16 protein-coding genes and 1 pseudogene are annotated in these 21,923 nt (G+C 45.5%); 3 read left to right on the top strand and 14 right to left on the bottom strand.

Annotated elements, in window-relative coordinates; genetic code table 11:
* Positions 1-765 carry a Fe(3+) dicitrate ABC transporter ATP-binding protein FecE gene (gene fecE, locus R7F64_RS00925; protein WP_054700603.1) on the top strand — a complete coding sequence of 255 codons (765 nt, stop codon included), beginning with the start codon at positions 1-3 and terminating at the stop codon, positions 763-765.
* Between the two features lie 117 nt (positions 766-882).
* Here the strand turns inward: fecE and R7F64_RS00930 are convergent, their stop codons facing one another.
* Complete coding sequence (locus R7F64_RS00930) at positions 883-2,769, bottom strand: methyl-accepting chemotaxis protein (protein ID WP_025768674.1); 1,887 nt, start codon at positions 2,767-2,769, stop codon at positions 883-885.
* Between the two features lie 364 nt (positions 2,770-3,133).
* Here R7F64_RS00930 and R7F64_RS00935 point away from each other — a divergent pair, with 364 nt between their 5' ends.
* Positions 3,134-5,884 (top strand): M16 family metallopeptidase, encoded by a 2,751-nt coding sequence (locus R7F64_RS00935; protein ID WP_318071379.1) that lies wholly within the window; start codon positions 3,134-3,136, stop codon positions 5,882-5,884.
* 87 nt (positions 5,885-5,971) lie between these two features.
* On the opposite strand, the gene R7F64_RS00940 is transcribed toward R7F64_RS00935, so the two are convergent.
* Entirely contained in the window at positions 5,972-6,424 is a 453-nt protein-coding gene (locus R7F64_RS00940) for a polymer-forming cytoskeletal protein (RefSeq protein WP_318071380.1), read from the bottom strand.
* Positions 6,328-7,281, bottom strand: coding sequence for a M23 family metallopeptidase (locus tag R7F64_RS00945; RefSeq protein ID WP_005374721.1), 954 nt, complete (start codon positions 7,279-7,281; stop codon positions 6,328-6,330). Before R7F64_RS00945 ends, R7F64_RS00940 begins: the two co-directional genes overlap by 97 nt.
* Before the next feature lie 427 nt (positions 7,282-7,708).
* Here R7F64_RS00945 and R7F64_RS00950 point away from each other — a divergent pair, with 427 nt between their 5' ends.
* The gene (locus R7F64_RS00950; RefSeq protein WP_269128476.1) at positions 7,709-9,463 is read left to right on the top strand and encodes a hypothetical protein; all 1,755 of its coding nucleotides are present in this window, start codon (positions 7,709-7,711) and stop codon (positions 9,461-9,463) included.
* Positions 9,464-9,543: 80 nt separating this feature from the next.
* On the opposite strand, the gene R7F64_RS00955 is transcribed toward R7F64_RS00950, so the two are convergent.
* The 11 genes and pseudogenes from R7F64_RS00955 to R7F64_RS01005 form a co-directional block, all read right to left on the bottom strand.
* Positions 9,544-10,188, bottom strand: a complete 645-nt coding sequence (locus R7F64_RS00955; RefSeq protein ID WP_268207997.1) for an START domain-containing protein — start codon at positions 10,186-10,188, stop codon at positions 9,544-9,546.
* Positions 10,189-10,265: 77 nt separating this feature from the next.
* Positions 10,266-11,450: a multidrug effflux MFS transporter gene (locus R7F64_RS00960; RefSeq protein WP_054576560.1), complete on the bottom strand. Its 1,185-nt coding sequence runs from the start codon at positions 11,448-11,450 to the stop codon at positions 10,266-10,268.
* Complete coding sequence (locus R7F64_RS00965) at positions 11,447-12,091, bottom strand: recombinase family protein (RefSeq protein ID WP_318071381.1); 645 nt, start codon at positions 12,089-12,091, stop codon at positions 11,447-11,449. Before R7F64_RS00965 ends, R7F64_RS00960 begins: the two co-directional genes overlap by 4 nt.
* A 146-nt stretch (positions 12,092-12,237) precedes the next feature.
* Positions 12,238-13,245, bottom strand: coding sequence for a LacI family DNA-binding transcriptional regulator (locus R7F64_RS00970; protein ID WP_017820101.1), 1,008 nt, complete (start codon positions 13,243-13,245; stop codon positions 12,238-12,240).
* Between the two features lie 217 nt (positions 13,246-13,462).
* Positions 13,463-15,196, bottom strand: a complete 1,734-nt coding sequence (locus tag R7F64_RS00975) for a sodium:solute symporter family transporter (RefSeq protein ID WP_005374733.1) — start codon at positions 15,194-15,196, stop codon at positions 13,463-13,465.
* Complete coding sequence (locus R7F64_RS00980) at positions 15,189-16,184, bottom strand: ester cyclase (protein WP_017634491.1); 996 nt, start codon at positions 16,182-16,184, stop codon at positions 15,189-15,191. The genes R7F64_RS00975 and R7F64_RS00980 overlap by 8 nt, the downstream gene beginning before the upstream one ends.
* A gap of 49 nt (positions 16,185-16,233) precedes the next feature.
* Positions 16,234-17,207, bottom strand: a pseudogene (locus R7F64_RS00985) (ester cyclase).
* Positions 17,208-17,721: 514 nt separating this feature from the next.
* A complete protein-coding gene (locus R7F64_RS00990; protein WP_005383432.1) occupies positions 17,722-19,002 on the bottom strand; it encodes a TRAP transporter large permease in 1,281 nt (426 codons plus the stop codon).
* The gene (locus tag R7F64_RS00995) at positions 18,999-19,562 is read right to left on the bottom strand and encodes a TRAP transporter small permease (RefSeq protein ID WP_025768663.1); all 564 of its coding nucleotides are present in this window, start codon (positions 19,560-19,562) and stop codon (positions 18,999-19,001) included. The genes R7F64_RS00990 and R7F64_RS00995 overlap by 4 nt, the downstream gene beginning before the upstream one ends.
* Positions 19,563-19,620: 58 nt before the next feature.
* On the bottom strand, positions 19,621-20,616 hold the full coding sequence (locus R7F64_RS01000; RefSeq protein WP_025768662.1) for a TRAP transporter substrate-binding protein: 996 nt from the start codon (positions 20,614-20,616) through the stop codon (positions 19,621-19,623).
* A 267-nt stretch (positions 20,617-20,883) separates the two neighbouring features.
* Positions 20,884-21,840, bottom strand: a complete 957-nt coding sequence (locus R7F64_RS01005; RefSeq protein WP_104976388.1) for a LacI family DNA-binding transcriptional regulator — start codon at positions 21,838-21,840, stop codon at positions 20,884-20,886.
* Positions 21,841-21,923: the final 83 nt, after the last annotated feature.

Consider the following 21,923-nt stretch of genomic DNA (forward strand, 5'->3'; position numbering starts at 1 on the left):
ATGTTACGAACGCAGAACTTATCCGTCGCGTACGGCAAACAGACCATCATTCCAGATCTCTCTTTGTCGATTCCTCAAGGTAAAATTACCGCACTAGTTGGTCCAAATGGTTGCGGTAAATCGACACTATTAAAAACCTTGGTACGCATCAATAAACCTGCTTCTGGCCAAGTGTTGTATGACGACAAACCACTAAGCAGCTACGGTGATAAACGCTTGGCGCGTTCGTTGTCTTTGCTGCCGCAGATTCTTGTCAGTCCTGAAGGTATTACCGTCAGAAAACTGGTCGAATATGGCCGCTCGCCTTATCTCTCTCATTGGGGCAGGTTAAGTCAACAAGACAAAGCCTTGGTCGAGCAAGCAATGCAAGATACTGGCGTGATTGAGTTTGCTGACAAGCCAGTTGAATCGTTGTCTGGCGGTCAAAGGCAAAGAGCGTGGATTGCGATGGTAATGGCGCAAGATACCGACGTAGTGATGCTTGATGAGCCAACCACTTACTTGGATCTCTCTCACCAAGTTGAGCTGATGAAACTCATGAGGCAGATGAACGACAAAGGCAAAACAGTGGTCGTAGTGCTGCACGATCTAAACCAAGCGTGCCGTTACTGCGATCATTTGGTGGTGTTGGAAAAAGGTCAGTTAGTCACGCAGGGAACACCGCAAGAGGTAATGACAGAAGGCATGTTGTCATCGGTGTTTGATTTACAAGCGAGAGTATTTAATGACCCAATCTCAGGCACGCCGATGTGTGTGGCGGTGTAGGTTTACGTCTTTGGAAAGCTATCTGCAATAAAAACGTCGATCCATAAAAACAAACCCCGCTAGTAACAAAGTTGCTAGCGGGGTTTGTTGTTTTTAAGAGCGTCCTTAATGTGGCGTTTAAGCCAGTTTAAACGTCGCCACTTTCGAGTTGAGATCCTCAGCTTGCGATTTCAGCTCAGCAGATTGATTCATCGATTCTTCGGCACCAACTACCAAGTGATCGGTCACATCTTTAATGGACGTGACATTTTGCGTGATTTCATTGGTTACGTGCGTTTGCTCTTCGGCGGCGGTCGCGATTTGCGTTGCCATATCGCTGATCAGCGCAACGGCCGCGTTGATTTCATCCAGAGCCAGTGCTGCGCGATCTGCATCTTCCACCGAACCTTGCGCGAGCTGAGAGCTTGTATCCATGATGGTCACAGCGCGTTGTGTGGTTTGCTGCAAGGTCTCGATCGTCGAGCGAATCTCTTCGGTTGAGGTGTGTGTGCGTTGTGATAGCACGCGAACCTCGTCTGCAACAACGGCAAAACCGCGACCTTGTTCACCTGCACGCGCCGCTTCAATCGCCGCATTCAGAGCCAGTAAGTTGGTTTGTTCTGCGATGTCTCGAATCGTTGATAGTACGGTTGAGATGTCTTGCGCGTGCTGGTTGAGCTCGCCGATGACAACGCTCGCTTGGTTGACTTCAGAAGACAAATTGTTGATGGATGACTTGGAGTTGATCACTAACTCATGACCATTTTGTGTGCTCGCTGAAGAGTCTTGAGCGGCTTTAGCCGTCTGCTCTGCATGTGCTGCAATCTCTTGCGTTGCCGATGCCATTTCAGTCACAGCGGTCGCCACCATCGTGATTTCTTGTTGCTGATGGTTCAGATCGGAAACCGATTGATTCGCGCGATTCGTGCTCAGCTCCGATTGTTGGCTCAGTTCTTCCGCTTGGTGACGAATGTGACCAATAAGTTGCTGCAAACTTTCAACGAACTGGTTGAAGTTTTCAGCCAGCTCACCAACTTCGTCACGGTTTTCTACTTTGATGCGTTGAGTTAGGTCGCCGCTACCGTTTGCGATTTGTGCAAGCGCATTCGAAACGTTGTAGAGCGGACGGAACAAGATGTTACATAGCAGATTAAACAAAGCTACGCAGATAACGACGACGATGGTGGTTGCGATGATCTGATCCCAAACAGCATCGTAAAGTGGGGCAACCAACGAGTTTTGATCTAACACCGTCACTGTTGTGAGCTTGGTACCCTCTATGTGGCGCGCGTAAATCACATATTCGGTGCCGTTAATAGAGACGCGACGCTCTGTACCTGAACGTGCGGCAGACGTAATGTCGTTGTTGTTGAGGCCCAGCTTGCTAACCGGTTGATTCAGCAGTTTACCGTTGTTATGAGTGAAAATATTGCCCTGTTCATTGGCAATAAACATATAACCTTCACCCGGTAGGATCACTTGGTTGAGACTGTTCAGGATATCACCGATCTCTACGTCAGCACCCAGAACGACGGTTTGACCATGCAATTGCAGGGCTTTACCGAGCGACACGACGTTAGCCCCCGTGGCAGCTGCGACGGTCGGGTTATCCATAAAGACTTTCGATGGGTTGGCGATTGCATTGGTGTACCAGCCCCACTTACGAGGATCGTTATTACCTGGTGGCAAAACCACCCCATTAGCGTTGTCTTGTGACCCGTCCGGGTAAGCGAGGAAAACGTTATCGAACGCGCCAGAGTCTCGGACTTGTTTCAAATGCGTAACCAGAGAACGTTTCTCTGAATCAGAAGAGAGTGAAGTTAGTGCGCGCTCTTTAGAGAGTAGCCAGTCCTTTACGTATTGATTGTAAGATGCGCTAGTGCTTTCTAGTCGCTGTGCGACTTCGACATCGAGCCTATTTAATGAATCTCGAAAAGACAGCCCCTCTACCAGCACTCCCCCTAGAATGATGGCGGCACTGGCAGAGATTGCCAGTTTGTTTTTTAATGATAGATTTTTGAACATAAAGCGAATAATAGATCTTTGAATAATAGTTGTTGTGTTTTTATTCTCATCAGTGCTCTCTGCGCTGTTGAATATGCAGCAGAAAGTCAGATTCGAATCTGTTCAATAATTATATTTTATTGCTCAAAATAAATACTGACTCCATGTCGCGAATTTGAGTTTTACACCAAATAAGCAAAAGGATTTGGAACGATATTATTTATGTATTTGTAAAGTAAGGATTTGTCGATTTTTGTAAATGAGAATTGATTTCAATAAATGGTGATCTTTATCACATTTGCGTGTCTGATAATCCATTAAAAATGTGAAGGTTATAGCACCGGATATATATTGATTAGCTTAATCATTGTTATGGGCAATCGTTATGCGCAGTATATTGTTAGTCCCCGCGTTATTAGTGTCAGGGTGTGCTCTGATACAACAGTCGACGCCGATTCAACCTGACGCCAACTGGCACGTGGACCAGTTATCGAACGGTATGAAATACCATCTCTATCCAACAGAAGACCAAGAAGTCTCGGTCCGTTTGGTGATGAATATCGGCTCATTCCAAGAAACATCTTCTCAAAAGGGTTACGCTCACTTTGTTGAGCATATGGCGTTTAATGGTAGTGAGCATTTTACCGGTAACGACGTTGTCAAACTTTTTGAGCAATCTGGTGGTAGCTTTGGCGCTGATATCAACGCTTTTACCAGTTATCAGCAAACGTCTTACCAACTTGACCTTGCGAATAATACGAAGCTAGAAGATGCCCTGAAGTGGATGAGAGATATCGGTAACGGACTTGAGTTTGCTCCTGAGCAAGTAGAGAAAGAAAAAGGGGTGATTCTTGGGGAATGGCGACGTGCTAATCCAGATGATAAGTCCTTTTCTATGCATGCTTACCAAGCCTCGATTGAAGGCACTATGTATGGTGAACATGACCCAATTGGTACTCGCGAAGCGATTCAAAACGCTTCCTCGAGTAAGTTAAAGGCGTTTTACGACAAGTGGTACCAGCCACAAAATGCCGAGTTGATTGTGACTGGTAATATCGACGTAGATTCACTGTCCAAGATTATCAAAAGCAAGTTCTCGAACTGGGAAAGTACCTCGGATACGGTAATAGAGAAGCGCCGTGATATTCGAGTGAACAACGAAAACAGAATCTTGCCAAGTAACACGATGGAATCACCAAGTCTTCATTTAGTGATTGAGCGTGGTCTAAGTGGCAGCGCGACGATTGAGCAACAACATGAAGTGTGGCGTGATGAAGTCGCAACACAACTCATTCAACAGCGTTTGATCCGTGTACTCAGTGATGCCGCTGAACCTTTTCAATACGCTTATGCAGAGCCCTATTACTCTAACTATCAGCGTATGATGTCGGCAGGGATTTCGTTTGCACCAGATCGCCGCGAACAAATGCACCAGACTTTCATTCGTACCTTGGCGTCGTTAAGAGATTATGGTGCGACTCAATCCGAGTTAGATAGCGTTATGTCAAATTGGCAAGGTGAACTTGCAAATATTGATTCAGATTGGAGTCAGCGTAAGCCAAACAGTTACGCAGAAGCACGTGTTTTTCAAATTGGACAAGACAGTGTCAGCCAATCAAAAGAGAATTATGCCCAGAGTTTGGCAGAATTCATCAACAACGAGAATTTAGAGAGCATTAACACACAATTGACGGCTTTGTTATCTCAGCAGCCAAGCTTTTTTATTGGTTTGGGGAAAAGCGAAACGTCAGAACAGTTCAATGGTGTATTTGCCGCTCTAAACAGTGCCTATCTTCAAACTGGCGAAAAACCGTTAGAGATGTATGACAAAGTGGATGGATTCTTAAAGCCTACCCAGGAAGGCAGCATCACGAGCATGCGTCAGGAAGCGGGTGGTTTTCAAGTCTATACGCTATCAAACGGTATCGAAGTGTGGTTCCCAAAAGATACTAAAGCGGGTGGTCGAGCGTATATTTACTATGCGAGCCAAGGTGGTAAAGCCGCTGTTGATCCGACGTTGTATGCCGCTTATGAAATCGCAGCAACAACGGCAATACGCAGTGGGTTAGGGACATTTTCTGGTTCAGAGCTAGATAGCTACTTACGCAAAAACAACATTGCGCTTGGCGCGATGCTTGATGCGACCAGTCACGGAGCTCAAATTACGGCGCCAAATACGCACCTAACTGATGCTTTGAATGGACTATACAACCTAGCGACGGAGATTAAAGTCGACGAGCGCCAGATGGAAGCAGCGAAGCAAGAGTTTAAACAGCAGAGCGGCGCTTTTTTTGAATCACCGATGGGAAAACTGATTCAAAAAGCAAACGGCAATTCTTATTTGCCGGGGAGTCGTCATCGTATAGTGTCCAGTGATGATGTTGAACAAGTGACTTCCGAGCAGGTACTAGCGGTGCATGAGCAACTTTTCAAAACCAATGATGGTTTTAAGATGGTTATTGTTGCAAACGTAGAGCCGGAAGAAATTACACCACTTTTGCGTAAGTATGTGGCCTCTATCGAAATGAAACCGAGTCGTTCGATTGATTATCACGTTGCGTTTAACCCGGAAGTGCCGGAGCGAACTGTGGTTGCGGATGGGCATGAACCTTCATCGTTGTATGTAATGCGTTTGACTAATACGAGCGATTACCAACGTACGGCAAGAGACACGGTTATCGAAGATATTTTGCAACGTATTAGTAATGCACGTGTTTTGGATATTGTGCGAGAAGAGTCTAGCCTTGATTACAGCCCGAGCATTTACACCATGACACAAGATCGCGAACCCATCTCTGATTGGCTCTTGGAGTCTCAAGTTGAGCCCGAAGACGTGGCACTTTTAGAGAGTAAACTAGGCAAAGTGTTTGATGGTTTAGCGTCAAATATTACCCAAAAAGAAGTGGATACGGCCGCGAAACAACTGGCAGTCGCGATGCAAGGATTGGATGACAACCCAGCACAGAGATCATGGGCATATACTCGTTATTTGGTGCATGATTACGGCGTCGATGTGTTACTTGACGTTGAGAAAGTGGCTAAAAGTGTGACGTTAGATGAAGTGAAAGCGCATGCAAAATCAGCTTTTGGTCCACAGGCAAAACGCTCGGTGATGGTTTTAAATCCGGCCGAATAATCACGTAGTTTCTGACGAAAATCGTGGCAATAGTAATAAAAAAGACGGCGTGAAAGCCGTCTTTTTTAAGCACTTTAATCAAAGCTTTTATGCTGATTTACGCGAAAGTCGCTTTTCATTGTTGGTGTTGTTTTCTTTTGTGATCGCACTGTCTTGAGCCTTACCCTTGAGCGTTACCACTTCTTTTTCAGGTAATTCAGCTGCTTCACCAAAGAATTTGCCACCAGGTTCAATGCTGAGGTTATTGCTCCAGATCCTACCGCTTACGCATCCCTTGGCAAGCACTTGAATGTGTTCTGCGTGACAGTTTCCGTCCATCATGCCGTTAATGATCAGCTGTTTAGCGTAAATTTCACCGTTTACTCGCCCGCTTTCTGCGACAACGAGAGTGCCTTCCACGTTAATTTGACCATCGACGATGCCATCAATCTGGACATCGTTTTCTACTTTGAGTTCTCCGCTAAGAGAACAGCCTTTGGCGATGAGAGTTGAAGCTGCTGAGCTACTCGTTGTTCCACTGTTTTGATTAAAGATTCCCATCGTATTCTTCGCTCCTTAGTAAAAATGTCTTCGAAATCATTAAGGCTCCAATCGACAAATGGTTTCGGATTCAGTGCTCGCCCAACAAATCGCACCTCGTAATGCAGGTGAGGGCCAGAAGAGAGCCCACTGTTGCCGGAAATTGCAATCAGCTGCCCTTTTTTGACGAACTGACCACTTTTTACTTTGAACGCTTTCAAGTGCGAATAAGAACTCGAAAAACCGAAAGAATGTTGTAGCCTGAGGAAGTTACCAGAGCCTTTATTACTGCGGCGGGTGACTTCCACTACCCCATCGGCAGGGGCATAAATTTTGGTGCCGATATTTACGGCAAAATCGAGCCCACGATGCATCTTGGCAACTTTTGTCACCGGATGGATACGCTTACCAAATCCGGAAGATAGCCGTACGTTGCCGACTGGAGAGCCACTTGGTATTTGGTTTAATAACACCATGCGAACGTTTGAGGTTATCGCCGCTGCATCGAGCCTAGCATCCAAGTTATTTGTCGAGGTATGTTCTCCAACCCCAAGCACTTTCTCTAATTCACCCAAACGTTCCGAAACAAGTTGTACCCGTTCTTCACGTTCTGAAAGGTCATTTTCTAGCTCTGATTTAAGTGTTTTCAGTGTGCTGAGTTCTTCACCCATGGTGCGTGAATGCTCTGTCAATTCAGCTTGTTTTAACGCTGCATTATCAACGCGAGTGTACAAGTGATGAATTAAGATTACGGTCGCGGCCAGAGCAACAACAAAAAAAACGAAAAACGTTTTTATGTTGCGTTGCATCCTTTTACTGAAGTACCAATGTCTTGAGCCATTGATAGTTGATATAGAGATCGTCAACTGGTCTTTCATCGTCTTCTATTGCTCGTATTTGGTATACGTCTCGTCACTGAGTTAGTAGGAATGTAAGGAAAACGAGTAGGGACTGCCAGAGGCAAATTGGAAAGAAGTGTCAGGTCGTGAGGCGTTTTCAGATATTAGATAAAAGACTCAATAAAGATTTAATATTCTGCTGATTTTGGTCGTAATTACTCCAAATCGCTTCATTTAACTGAATATTATGATTTTTAAGGCGGTTATCCGAGAAATTGGATTGTGAATATTGCCAATAGCATCCGCACGCAATTCAACTTACTTCACGGTTTGCCTTATAAATGTTGGATAATTTATCAAACCGACATTCATTACATCGATAACTTGTTTATGATAGCGGTTGATATAAAGCACTATTCATTGGCTTTAAACCTAAGCGTTACATTTCGTTTAGGAACACATAACTATGACAACGGAGTTGGTCGTGAAAAAACTACTATTGGCTACAGCAGTGGTCGCAGCTGCAGGGGGCGCTGGCTACCTGTACCAAAACAATACTACCGCAAGTGATGCAGGCTCACTGTTAACGCAAGTTCCTGCAGATTCACTTATGGTGACGTATCAGACAGAACCTTTTAACCATTATAAATACATGAACGCATTCGGTACGGCGAACCAAGGCTCGATTGCAGAACTTTTTGCCGATGAACCACTGTCTCCACAACAGCAGTTTGCAGTTAACTTATTCGATGGGTACCTAGAGAGTGCTGCGTCGCCAGAAACATTAAAAGCTTATTTGGGCACCGGGGAAAACATTAATCCTGTGTTGTACACAATTGGTATGGTACCGGTGTACAAAGTGGATATTGAAGACCCTGCCGCGTTATGGAAAACACTGGATCATGAAGAGCAGATGAGCGGCGCTAAGCATGAGTTGGTTAAGCTTGGTGAAGTCGAGTATCGTCGTTACGAGATGACTGATTCAATTGACCCGCAGGACGGTATTGGCTTGGTTGTAGCCGTGGTTGATAACGTGCTTACGTTAACGGTTGATGTTCCGCAACTGGGCGTTCAAAACCCGATTAAAATGGCATTAGGGCTTGAAGCACCAAGTCAAAATATTGTTGAGAGTGGACGTCTTGAGGCGTTGCAAGCCAAATACGGTGAAAACAACAACTCTTTTGGTTACTTTGATCATCGCGAAGTGATTAAAGGTTTGACGACGAAAGATGGCAATATGTTTGCTCGTCAAATTAGCACGTTGGATGCAATAGATCCTGAACCAACTATTGAGGAAATGCGTTCACCAGCCTGCCATACTGAGCTTACTCAAGTTGCAGAAAACTGGCCTCAGTCCGTCGCGTTTGCAGAATACAAGATGAAAGGCGATCAGGCGTTCATTAAAGGTTCTTTTGTTGTTGAGTCCAACAATAAAGTGATTCTCGATGCGCTCAAGTCGATTCGTGGTGTATTGGCAGAGTCTAAAAGTGATAAGAGTTTCTTTAGTATGGCGCTTGGTTTAGACATTAATACGCTAGCGCCATCGATTGGTCAGATTTGGGCTGACTTGACTCAGCCTCAATACCAATGCTCTTTATTGACACAAATGCAGCAAGAGATGGGCGGCCAGAATCCAGCAGCCGCTGTAAGCATGGGGTCAGGCATGGTTAACGGCCTTAAAGGGTTAAGCCTGCAAATGTTTGATATCAAAGTAGATACTAATGCTCAGCATGGTGAAGTATTTAGCCAGCTAGATGGTATGTTGTCTCTTTCTGCCAATGATCCAATGATGCTTATTCAAACTGCGCAAATGTTCGTTCCTGAACTTGCTCAACTGCAAATTCAACCGGATAACCAACCTGTTAATGTCAGTGACCTATTAGAAATGCATACTGGCATGAAGGTGGACGTGTTTGCTCGTCTAAACGAAAACCATTTCACCCTTTACAGTGGTGATAGTGCTGCGGAAGCAAGCAAAGAAGTGATGGCGCAATCACTTTCTCCAAATGGCTTGTTCAGCTTTGATTTTGATTCAGAACGTATTTTGGAAGTGTTAGAGAGTACGTCGTCAATCACTGGGGAGCCGGTTCCGGATGATGTTGTCAAAAGCTTACAAGGCGAGCTTGTTGGTGGTATGACGATGGACGTGACAGACCAAGGTATTGGTTTTGAGTTTGATTACCGTGGTGCAACTAAACCTGTAACGGTTGCACAGCAGTAACACATTGAGTAGAAAAAGGCGGCATATGCCGCCTTTTGTTATTATGTACCGTATTAAAAAGCGAGTGGGAAGAGCGACGCTTACTCATCTATTTGAGGATGAGAGTATTGTTGATATTCAGGTAACTCTTTTCTTAAATTACTAAATGTCGCCCATGCACTTTCTTTTGAGAGTTTGTTGATCAGCCAGTTTGGCAATAGACCTCCGGGGTCAGCAAACGCCTTGTATTCCACGAGTGTTGTATCGTTTGTGAGTTTTTGTAACTCCCAAGTCGCATCAACCGAGCGAATTCGAACATAACCATTTTGTTCAGCAAGATATGAGTCAGGTGCGCTTTTGATTTCTATGGTGAATCCCAGCTCATCGACCCAGTACTTTGAGTAGGTGACCATATCCCGATTTTTGGCAGGCCATGGTGCTTTAAACTGGGTGTAAACGATGTTCTCGGTGGCCGATATCTGATTTAAAACCTGGCTATGACTGGCATTGTCAATCCAGTTCGGGATATTGTCACTGTCTTCCAGTAGCGTTAAAAATGCACCATAGCTGGTGGGTGTGAACATCCGGGCACGGATCTCAACTAAACCGTCACTATGTTCTCGGGAGTAAATTGTGATTCCATTCTTGTCACTCTCGAACTGCCAGTTCTCGTTGGCGCTCGCATCAGTACCAGCGGATATCAATGTGGCGAGTGTTACGGCGCCCATTCTTAAATGCAACATCATGTTAGTATCCGCCAACTTTTCCTAAATTTAAATTTATACGATTTGTTGTAGCTATAAGGACAATAGTATGTTTGTTGTTATTGTTCTGAAGGTTGCTCTGCACTAAAGCCACGTTGAATGTTGGTGAAGGTAAGCGATGCAAATATTACGATAACGATCGCTAGATGCCATGCTTGACTCAATCCAAGCTGCACCAGAGTTAAGCTGACCAATGAGGAGACGACCATTTGTCCACCACCAGACATTGCCGCTGCGGCACCTGCTTGCTTTTTATAAGGTTGCATTACCATCGCTTGTGCACAAGGTAGGGCAATACCATTACCCAAGATCATTAATAGCTGTCCTAGCATCAGAAATAGAGGCTCAACAGGGCAGAAAAATAACCATATTGCGGCAGCGAGGTGAAGAAATGGGGTGCAAAGCAGCATTTTTTTATTGCCAATAATTGGCCTTACTCGGTTACAAATCGTGGTACCACATAACATACCCAAAGCGGGAATGAGCGCCCATATCGCGTATTGAGCGGAGGTCATGCCAATTTGATCTTGCATGATAAATGGCATCACAGAGACTGTCGTAATCATTAAGCTGAAGTTTAACCAACTGATACTGGCGAAACTCATAAAGTAACGAGACGTAAGTAAGCTCTTGTATTGGAGTAACATTTTTCGGGGTGACGGAATGACAGAACGTTTTGTGATGGTTTCTGTGAACTTAAAGGCGATGATTACCCAGGCCAGCGAGACATAGCCCAATAGAGAAATAAACACCATACTCCAACCGAAGTGGAAGTTGATAAAGCCGCCAATCACAGGTGCAATAAGTGGCGTGATTGAAGCCGCCATGGCGATGTAAGACATTGCCACTGGGAGTTCATCCCCGCTAAATCTATCTCGAGTCGACGCCCTCGCGAGTACCGCGCAGCATCCTGTACCTAACCCTTGTAAAAAGCGCCCCATCACCATCCCTGTAAATGTGTCACTGAAGAAAATAATCATCAGCAGACCAGACATCGCGATGAGTAAACCGGTAAGTAATACTCTTTTTCGTCCTAAAGCATCTGACACTGGCCCGTAGATAAATTGAGAGGGGCCAAAGCCGAGCAAATAAATACTCACAAGTAGTTGAGCTTGGTCGAGGGAGATGGAAAAGTCTTTTGCTATCCATGGCAAAGAGGGCATGACTAGCCCCATGCTCAACTGGCCAACGCTAATAATAAGACAGGCGAGTAGTATAGTATGAGAGTTGATTGGGCGACTCATGACTGGTCTCCATTCAAACAACCTTTTTGGCTTCGTGATCTTAAGCCGCCTTCGTCATCCACTTCATTTAGCTTTGCTTTGACCCGCTTCACAGTCGATAGACTGACTTCGCATTGCTCTGCTACGTTTTGCAATGTGTAGCCTTCTAGCAGCAACGTTGCGATCTGTTGGTGTTTGGTTTTGTTTGCGGGGCGGCCGCGAAACTTCTGTTTCCATAATTCTGGCTGCTCTTTAATGGCCTGTCGCCCTTGCTCTGCGGCAAACAGGCGATGTTCAGTCTGCACTTTCCCATATCCAGATAACACTGTGAGTAGTGTTTGAGTTTGAACAGAACCTGGCTCAAAAGTTAGTGATTCACATACGGTTTTCAATGTTACCCCTTTATCGAGTAGCATTTTTATTGTGTTCAATGCTTGACTAAAGTCGCGACCAAATGCGGTCAGCCACCAGAGCACAATCGTATCCCCAGTTCTGACGGAATCGAGCAGTCGTAAGAATGCCTCTCTCTCGGTTGGAGGCATGCAACCACGAACCTTATCCTCAAAGTGCTGAGCTTCGGGCGCAAAAGCTTTTAGAGTATTAAGGTGCTCTTGGTAAGCTCGATTTTTTGGCGAATAGCGAGTGTAAAGATACGTGGTCATAAGGATTATGAGCCTCTTTTCTTTTGGTTCATATAGTGTAATAGCTCATAAATATACATGGGTTCATTAATGCTTACAACACTAAATGAGCCGTTTGGGATTCAGAGGCAAATAAAAAAGCCAACCGAATGGCTGGCTATAGCTATTTAAGCTTTTGTTGTCTGGCGCTCGATTAACTTCACTGGCACCATCATTTTTACTAGGCTGCCGTTTTTCGTATTAATTTGATCAACAATGATCTTCACGCACTCGCGAGCGAGGCGACGGAAATCCTGGCGGAACGTGGTTAATTGATAGCTTAACCATTCTGTCTGAGGAATATTATCAAAACCAATGACTTGTAAGTCCTGAGGAATCCTCAACCCGCATTCTATACGGGCGATATCCATGACCGCCATCGCAAGGTTATCGGTTGCACAGAACACTGCTTCAGGCCGATTTTTGTCTGCCAGTATGGCACGGACTTTATCAAGTGAGCTCGCGTAGTCATAGCTGGCTTCAATGATGCGTGGCGTCTTGCCGGTTAGGTCTTCAAATTCAGAGCAGAAGCCGCTTTGGCGTTCGTCATTCGTAAAGGTTGGCACTTCTCCCGTCAAATAAACCGCGTTCTTTACGCCACTTTTGTGCAGAAGTTGCGCGGCTTGTTGGCCTGCTTCGTAGTTGTCACTGATAACGTAGCTACTCCTAGTACCTTCAACAACTCGTGCGTATTGAACAATTGGGATATTAAACTCTTCACATTCTTCATAAAGGGACTTATTGAAGGTTGCGGAAGCAGCAATGACACCATCGACGCGATACTGGAAGATATTTGGGATTGAGTGGCCCTCTTCTTCATCCACTTGCCATGGAATCAATACGGCAGAATAACCTTTTTTCTGTAACTCACTGGAAATTAACTGCAGTGTTTTCATATGGATAGGGTAATCCGCATCAGGAAACACCAAACCTATCAATTTCGATTCGTTTGTGGTCAGGCTACGTGCAAAGGCGTTAGGGCGGTAGTTAAGGGCTTTAGCCGCTTCAAAGACTTTTTGCTTGGTCTTTTCGGATACTGAGCTACCCGGAACAAACACGCGCGATACAGTAGATTGAGAGACGCCTGCCATCTTTGCCACATCTTTTGATGTGACTACGTGTTTAATTGATTTCATGAATAAAACTTAGTTGCCAGTAATTGAGGTCATAAGACTAGCATAAATAGGTACGTATTCATAAATGTTCTGACGGGGTATCCTAAGTAGAATAATGGCTTTGGAGTGTTAAAAAGCAAAATGTGGGTTAACCCATTCGATTTGCTTTGAGCTAGCACTAGATCTAGAGCGTAGATACTGTCCGTTTGTTGGACGTACAGTATCTACGTAAAGAACATTAATTTGCTTGTTTGACTGCAACTTTACGTTTCGGGGAGAGGAGTGAATACCCCATGTATCCGATGCAAGCGGTAGCGACAAGAATAGAGCAGCCACGCATAAAGTTAATCAGCATAGGAGCGTTGTCGGTAAACGCGTTGATCCCCCAAAGCATCACGATCGAGAATACAAACATCACTAGTAAGCCATAACATGGAGCATCGATTTTGCCGGGAACGACATACCAACCATCTTCCTTGATTGGTTTATTTAGACGAGCATATTCCGCTTGCTGGCCTTTCACTGTGTAAAGATGCATTTCATCTTGTTTACCCGTCAGGAGAAGGCTAGCAATGTAAGCGACAACGGCATTCACAAGGACGCCAATCACGCAATACCAAGGCCACGCAATATCGGTCGCAACGGCTACATACCAGATCACCAAGAAGCTAGCAGCAACGCCAATTAACAAGCCTTTTTCCGTAATGTGTTTTGAGTAGAAACCAAGGACGAACATACAGAAGCTCGCACCGACAAAGTAAGAGCCTGCCTTACTCAGCACTTCCAGTACCGAGCCTGTGCTGGTGGCAAACATGATCGCTGGAATGATGACCAAAATCGCCCACGCCACCGTGAAGAAACGCGATACCTTTAAGTAATGCTCTTCCGACTCGTTTTGCTTGTAGAAGCGTTTGTAAAAGTCAGCCACAGAAACGGTCGCCATTGAGTTAAATGCGGAATCGAGACTCGACATACTTGCCGCCAGAATCGCAGCGGCAATGATGCCCATCAAGCCTGGCATTCCATATTCACTCGCATAATGAAGAATGATGGTGTTGCCGTTTTCAAACTCTTTACCGTCGTAATAAGCGTTGAACAGGACGCCAAGCAAGATAAAGACAAAGTAAATAAAGAAGGCCACGTAGCCCATCATCAACATTGCCTTTTTCGCATCGCCCATGTTTTTCGCGGCCATACAACGTTGTACCATCATCTGGTTACCGCCATACACGGTGGTGTGGAACATCGTCATTGCGATAACGCCGGCCCATACAGTCGTTACTTGGCTTAGGTCAAAACTTGTTTGTAGGGCATCGGTCATTCCTTTCGCTTTGAGTTCTGCCATGACCTCCGTCATTGGAGCAGGCATGCCATTCCAAACGGCTTCAATGATGATGAATGCGCCAATAAATAAGATTACTGCTTGAATCACATCGGTCCAAATGACAGCCGCGATACCGCCCATTACGGTGTAGATAAGGGCAATTGCAGTGACGATCATGATGCAGTACATCACGTCGATACCAGTAATGAACTCTAAAATCATTGCTGTCGCGTAGAGTACGGCTGCCGAGCTCAATGCTTGTTTGATAAGGAAGATAAACGACAAAGTCAGTCGTGAAGCCTTACCGAAGCGTCGTTCTTGATACTCGTAGATGGAGGTTAAACCGTTGTTGTAGAAAAACGGCATAAACACAGCCACGATGAAGAAGATCACCAGCGGATAATTGAGGTGAATCGCGATAACCGACAGGCCTTCTTTGTAAGACCAAGCTGGCCCGCCAAGGAAAGACATGGCACTCACGTAAGTACAAACGACAGAAATACCGATCGCCCACCAAGGGATGCTCTTATCACCCAAAGCGAATTGGCTAGCTGAAGTGACTCGCTTACCAATCACCGCACCCAGTACTAGCGTTAGGGCGATGTATCCCCCAAGGATGCTCCAGTTAAGTGCGCCAAACTCATGCATAATTAGGTCCTTCTAACTGTTCTTTCATTTGTGCAAACACGTCATAGCCAAGTTGCAGCAGGATATGAACGATGTCGATCGCCACCCAGTTTTCCTTCAGTAAATCGCCTTCGCGTCGCCAAATGTCCATAACGCGAAGTTCGATGTGTTTTCCGGTTGGGGCAAGACCGAGCCAGCCACTGTGACCAGTGTGAGTACCATGCATATGTGGCCAACCACCTGTGGATACGTAGTCATTTTTGGCCAAAAAATTGACCTCAATATCGACACTTCGATCTGGGAACGCAAACACAAATGGCGCTTGATGGTGGTTACGGAAACCTTTGATACCGCGCGTAGTACCAATACCAGCAGGGCCGTACCACATGAAGTCATTGTGCCAGTAGTTTTCTAAATCCATCGAGAAAAGATCTTTGCCATCAAAACGACCCAAGCAAGACAGCATATCTTCAACCAGCTGGGCGCTCTTTTCACTTTCTTCCAAAGACACAACAGATTGTTGAATACCGTTAGAAGTTGCAGGAGAAGGAACCAAGCCATCGTGACCTAAGCTTTTACGAAGAGGGTTGCAGCCTGCTTGATTCATCGCGTCGATGAAGTCTGGGATCATGTAAGATTCGGTGATTTGGTCGTTCTCCACACACACCATTTCGGTGTAACGCAAGTAGAGTGTTTTCCCTGTTGCTGGGATGCCAAACAGTGGTTGTTCAAATGTACCGATAAAGTAGCCGGTAGAGTTGTACCAAGTGCGGCCTTCGTATTCGCCGTGCATAACAATTATTGGTCGGCGCTCGGCGTCAGGCAAAGCATTAACAAGTGGTGAGAGGAAAGATTCGTGGGTTGCATCTGGGCCATTAAGATCGTTCACAGGGTGCGCCACGCACCATTTTACGTCAGGGTTCAAAGTTTGCAGAGCGGCCTGTTTTTGCTCGATGTCTGCGGCTTTGAAGTAGTTCTGGTAGAACTGTTCGATGATGTTGAGTGACATGTTGCTTCCTTACTGTCTGTGATTTTAATAAATAGTGTTTAGTCAGCCGTTAGCCTTGCTGAAGCAGGATTTGCTTCCAGATTGCGGTCTCGTCAAACAAAGTGAATTCGCGACGAAGACCCCAAGGGCCAAACTCAGCGTGGCTGATCCCATGATGTAAACCTCTTTTCCTGAAGGCTTACCAAACATCCCATATCCCTCATGCTTACCGTGCAAAGACCATCGAATTGCCGCGCGTGGTGACATCATGTCGTCATCTCGGCCAATACGATGGTGAACGGTAAATTGAGCATTTGGGAAAGACGCACGAAGTGCCATCCAAAAATGATCGACTTCCGAGTGTGATAGGGCAGTTTGACCGCCAGTGTATTCGCCGATGCAAGCGCGGTCGTACTCTTTCGGTACTATTGAGAACTCGGCATTCATAAGGCTTCTGAGAATTGCTTCGTAGCGCTGACCATATTCGTTGTCGTTGCCTACGCCCAAATAAGGTCCAGGAATGTCGACTTCAGGAGTGAACGGAAATGGGCTTGATTCCACGCCACCTTCAAATTCGATTTGTTGGCGTGCAAACTCTTCTGACGTCATGCCCAGTTGTTTCGCGATATCGGCTTGATCGCGAACCAACCATTCGTCATTGATTTGGTTATTGATAGCATGGCAATCTGCGATAATACGGAAACGAAGCTTGCGGTTCGAAGCTTGCCCATAGAAGCCGTTGCCACTGTGTGTTGCAGTAGAGATGATTCGATGAGAAGAAAGCATGCCTTGTTCCGGGGTGCCTGACCAAATGACGTCTTCGCCATATAGCGTGCGATCGGGAAACTCGGCCAGTGTCGCCATTGTTGCACTGATCACCCCTTCGTTTCCTTGAACGATAGAGAGTGGAGTACGCACAACAATGTCGGGAGAGTAGTAGTGTTCTAAGGTGTTTAAACCTCGGTCTTCCCAAATCTCTTTTGTGATACCAAGAATGTAGTCGGGAAAATCACGCCACTTTTCATCGAAGCCAACCATGGCCATAAATCACCTCCGTAATTGAATAATTATGTTTTGATTACGTATTCAAAATATATCATGTTGCCATTTTGTCAACGGATTGTTTTTCGATTGTTTAAATAGCGTGCTGATGATCAGATTTTTAACAATTGAGCGGAAAATAAACTAAAAAAAGTACAGGAGAGATGGAAGCTATCTCTTATCGAGACGTGTTAATAAGAAAGGAGGTCAAAGTTTTTTGTATGAATTTCCTAATATCTTATTGTTTTTTAATCGCTTAATTTATTTTGATCTGTTTGAATGGAAACAAATGATTAAGCCAAAACTGATAATCATGCAGATCAAGGCACCCAAATAGACTTTATCGCTAATATTCAGCTATTTTGGTGTCAATTATCCTTATATCTTTCAAATTCTCCTTTTGCATACGAATGCTTAAAGGCTTTTTTATTAAATCGGAAGTAGATAACGAATAAGCCACTAGAAAGGTATTTATCTAGTGGCTATAACAGTCATAAGCGCTCTATGAGTGCAACGATCAGGATAAAAGCGCAGGTAATGATAGCGAGATGGCAGGGATGAAGGTAATCAACATCAAGGCCACTATCATTGCTCCAATCCAACCCATGATGGCTTTAGAGAGCGACTCTATCGGTACTTTGCCTACCTGACTTGCCATAAACAGGTTGGCTCCCAGAGGAGGCGTAACAAAGCCAATGGCCAAGTTCACGATCATCACGATACCAAAATGAACGGGATCCATGCCGAGTGCTGACGTAATGGGTAACAGAATTGGTGTGAGAATAACAATCGCTGCCAGCGTTTCCATAAAGGTACCGACGAGCAACAACAGGACATTGATGCAAAGCAGTATCAGAAGTTTGTTTTCGGTAATCGATAGAATGAACTGAGCAATTTCAGTCGGCAGACGTTCTAGGGTCAATATGCGGCCAAACGTCACGGACGCACCCACAATGACGAGCACAGCGCCAACTAACAGTGACGACTCTAGAATGATTTTCACCACTTGCGCTGGTTTGAGCTCTTTATAAACAAACATGCCAAAGAATAAGCCATAGAGCACACCAATGGCGGCTGATTCGGTAGGTGTGAAGATACCAGAATAGATACCGCCGAGAATGATCACGGGTAGTAGCATTGCCCAACTGGCTTCTTTTAACGCATCAAGACGCTCTGCCCAGGTCGCTTTGCGCTCGTTACCTGTGTAGCCCCGCATTTTTGACACAATTAGACAATAGCCGATCAATACCATACCGACGACCAAGCCAGGAATGATTCCCGCCATGAACATCTTGGTGACCGAGACTTCAGCTGTGATCGCGTAGACGATCATCACCACAGAGGGTGGAATAATGACGCCAATTCCGCCGGAAGAGGCTATCAAGGCACCGGCAAAGCTGCGGTCGTAGCCTTTCTTCACCATCGAGGGAATCATCGTCAGGCCGATAGCGGCAACAGTGGCAGACCCCGTACCAGAGATGGAAGCGAAGAACATGCACGCCACAATGGCGACGATGCCAAGCCCACCAGTAAAGTGGCCAAAGAAGACCTCCGCCACGTGTAATAATCGTTTTGAGATCCCTCCTTGGCTCATAAGGTTACCTGCCAAGGTAAATAGAACGACGGCGAGGAGAGGGAAAGAGTCGAGCCCTGTTACCATTCCTTGGACTAAAAACTCAATGTTAAGAAACGGCAGACTGAGTATCGCGACCATACTGGCTGCCGCCAGAGCAATACCGACCGGAACGCCAATGAGCAGAAGCAGACCAAAGCTGCCAAACAAAAGTGCAGACGTCATGCGTTAAACTCCAATAGTCGGTTAGAAGTACGGTACTTTGCTTTGATATGGCGATAGCGTTGGCGAGAAAAGCGAACTCGTTCATTGCTGGTGGAGCACGCGTTCACACGTTGATAAATGCTTGTCACTAGGCGCGCGCAGCTTAATAGTGCGCAAACTAAAACAGAGGCATACAAACACGCAATAGGAATTTCCATTGCGGGTGCAATCTGACCGAGTTGCAGGCTGCGATTGATCACCTTAAATCCAAACCAGGCGACAGTGGCACTAAAGGCAAGGTAGATAAGATCAGAAACAATCAAACTGAATTGCGTCCAATTGCCCGGAAGTTTATCGATGAACACACGAATGCGGATGTGTCGATCATCTCGGATACAATAGCTGATGCTCAGGTACATCGCCCATACGAATAAATAACGTGCCAGCTCTTCAGCCCACGCGATCGTTGCGTCAAATAGGCGTAGTGCGATTTGCAAGCACAGTAAAGTTGTCATCGTCGAGATCGCGATAACGATAAGGGTAGGTTCTAGGTATTTGTCTAGTAAGCGAAACCACTTCATGTTCACCTCCAAAACGAGAAAGCACGACCTGTTGCCAGATCGTGCAAAAGAGTGGGAGTTATAGGCGTTCTATCTCGGCAATCACGTTGTCAAACAAGTCTTCACCTGTCTTGCTACGCAGATCTTGGTACACGGCTGCATTCATTTTTTCTTTCATGATGCTGCGTACCTCGTCTGGGACGATGTTAACCGTCATGCCTTTTGCTTCGAGCTCTTTGATTACTTCTTGGTTTTGCTTAGCGGCGAGCTCACGCTGTTTTGCGATGGTTTCTTTGCTTACTTCACTGATCAGCGCTTGTTGTGCGGCCGGCAGTGAATCCCAAAACGATTTGTTCATGAACAACACGTAGTTGGTGTATATATGGTTAGTTAAAGAGAGGTACTTTTGTGCCTCGTAAAAACGTTCGGCATAAATAGAGTAGATAGCACTTTCTTGAGCGTTAATCAGGCCTTGTTGTAACGAGGTGAAAATTTCTCCCCAAGACAGAGGTGTTGGCGCAGTACCAATAGATTTCCACGCGCTTATTTGAGTGGGGTTAGATGCCGAGCGAATCTTTAGCCCTTTCAGGTCCTCAATACTATCAATTGGCTGTTTGTTGTTGGTCACGCTACGAAAGCCGACCTCCATAAAGCCAAGTCCATGAAAGCCTTTTGATTCCATAGCATTCAACAATGGTTGTCCGATCTTCTCACTGTCGAGCGCTTTGTGTGCTTGCTCTTCGCTATCAAAAAGGTAGAACACGTCGAGCACGTTAAACTCTGGGACGTAGGGAGAGAGTAAAACTGACGCACCAAACGTCATTTGTAAGTTGCCTTGCTGCACGAGTTCAGTCGTCTCACGCACATCGCCTAGTTGTCTTGCCGGATAGATTTCAACTTCTATCTCACCGTTTGAGCGAGCTTCCACTTCTTGTTCGAAATAGAGCATTGCTTTGTGTACGGGAGAGGTTTCTTGACTGTCATGAGCAAGACGAATAACACTGGTTGCAAACGTATTCATACTGCTAAATGCAAGTCCCAGTGCGGTAAGTGAAGTAAGGATTGCTTTCTTCATCGTTCTTCCTTGTTTCTGGTATGACCTGCCATGGGCATTCGTCGGCAAGTCACACAACTTTTTATGTTTTTATAAATTAGTTGAGCAATTCATATCCATTTTGCATACGAATCCAAAATAAAACATTAAAGTAACAAGTCAATAACAAGATTGATGAATTGATGAGGAATTAAATAACGATTGGTGAAAATTTAATCGTGATCACAGAAAATGCCTTACTCGAAAGCAAGACATTTTGTTTATGAAGAATGAATAAAAATGGATTTATTAAGTGGTGCTACTACGTTCGATCAAGGTGCCTTGCTCGAAAAGGTATTCGCCAGTTGCATCCAGGTTGCCGTTGATTCGATTCATCAAATCTTCAACCGCTCGTTTAACAATTTTGTCGACTGGTTGAGCAATGGTGGTCAAATCATAGCTCGGCCATGCAGACATCGGAATGTTATCTACACCCATCACAGAGAAGTCTTGGGGGATCTTTGCTCCGGCTTGTCGCAAGCCATCCATCACACCCATGGCGAGGATGTCGTTTGCACAAAAAATTGCATCGGGTTTGCTAGTGTGCGACAAGATCGCTTTCGCCGCTTCTAAGCCTGCTTCAAAGCTGTACTTGGCTTGGATAAAGGTTGGTGACGGGGAGCCGAGTTCTTGCAATTTTGAAGAGAAACCCAGCCAACGCTCTTCACTGGTCATGGAGCCAGCATCGCCACTGATATAAGCACACTGTTTTGCGCCTTTCTGCGTTAAATACTCGGCTGCTTGTTGGCCCGCCAATCGGTTATCAATACCAGAGCTATTGGCATTAATACCCTCGGCGTAGCGGTTAATCAAGCTTAAATGAACGCCAAACTTTTCGCATTGGGCAAACGCGCGTGAGGTTAAACGGCTGGTGGCGATAACGAGTCCGTCCACTTGGTATTCAATGGCGCGTGAAATGGCGAGATCGAGGTCGTCCTTGTCGATAGGGCAAAGCACAACTTGTCCGCCTCGCTTTTGAATTTCGACAGCCAAAGCACGAGATTGCATGTCGTACATTGGGTTTGATTCGCTATCTAACGCAATCGCCACTAAGCCTGAACGATTCGAAATCAGACCTCGGGCGATGGCATTCGGTGTGTATCCGAGCTTAGCTGCGGCATCCATCACCATTTTGCGTTTCTTCTCGCTAATACTCGCAGTCGGGCTGAATGCTCTAGATACCGTCGATTGAGAGACGCCGAGCATCTTCGCGACGTCGATCGAAGTTACTTTCGCTTTAATGGTGATACTCCTTATTTAAGGCCATTGAACCTTCTCATACGTGCTGA

The organism is Vibrio sp. Vb1980 (assembly GCF_033338615.1).
Classification (GTDB): Bacteria; Pseudomonadota; Gammaproteobacteria; order Enterobacterales; family Vibrionaceae; genus Vibrio; species Vibrio alginolyticus.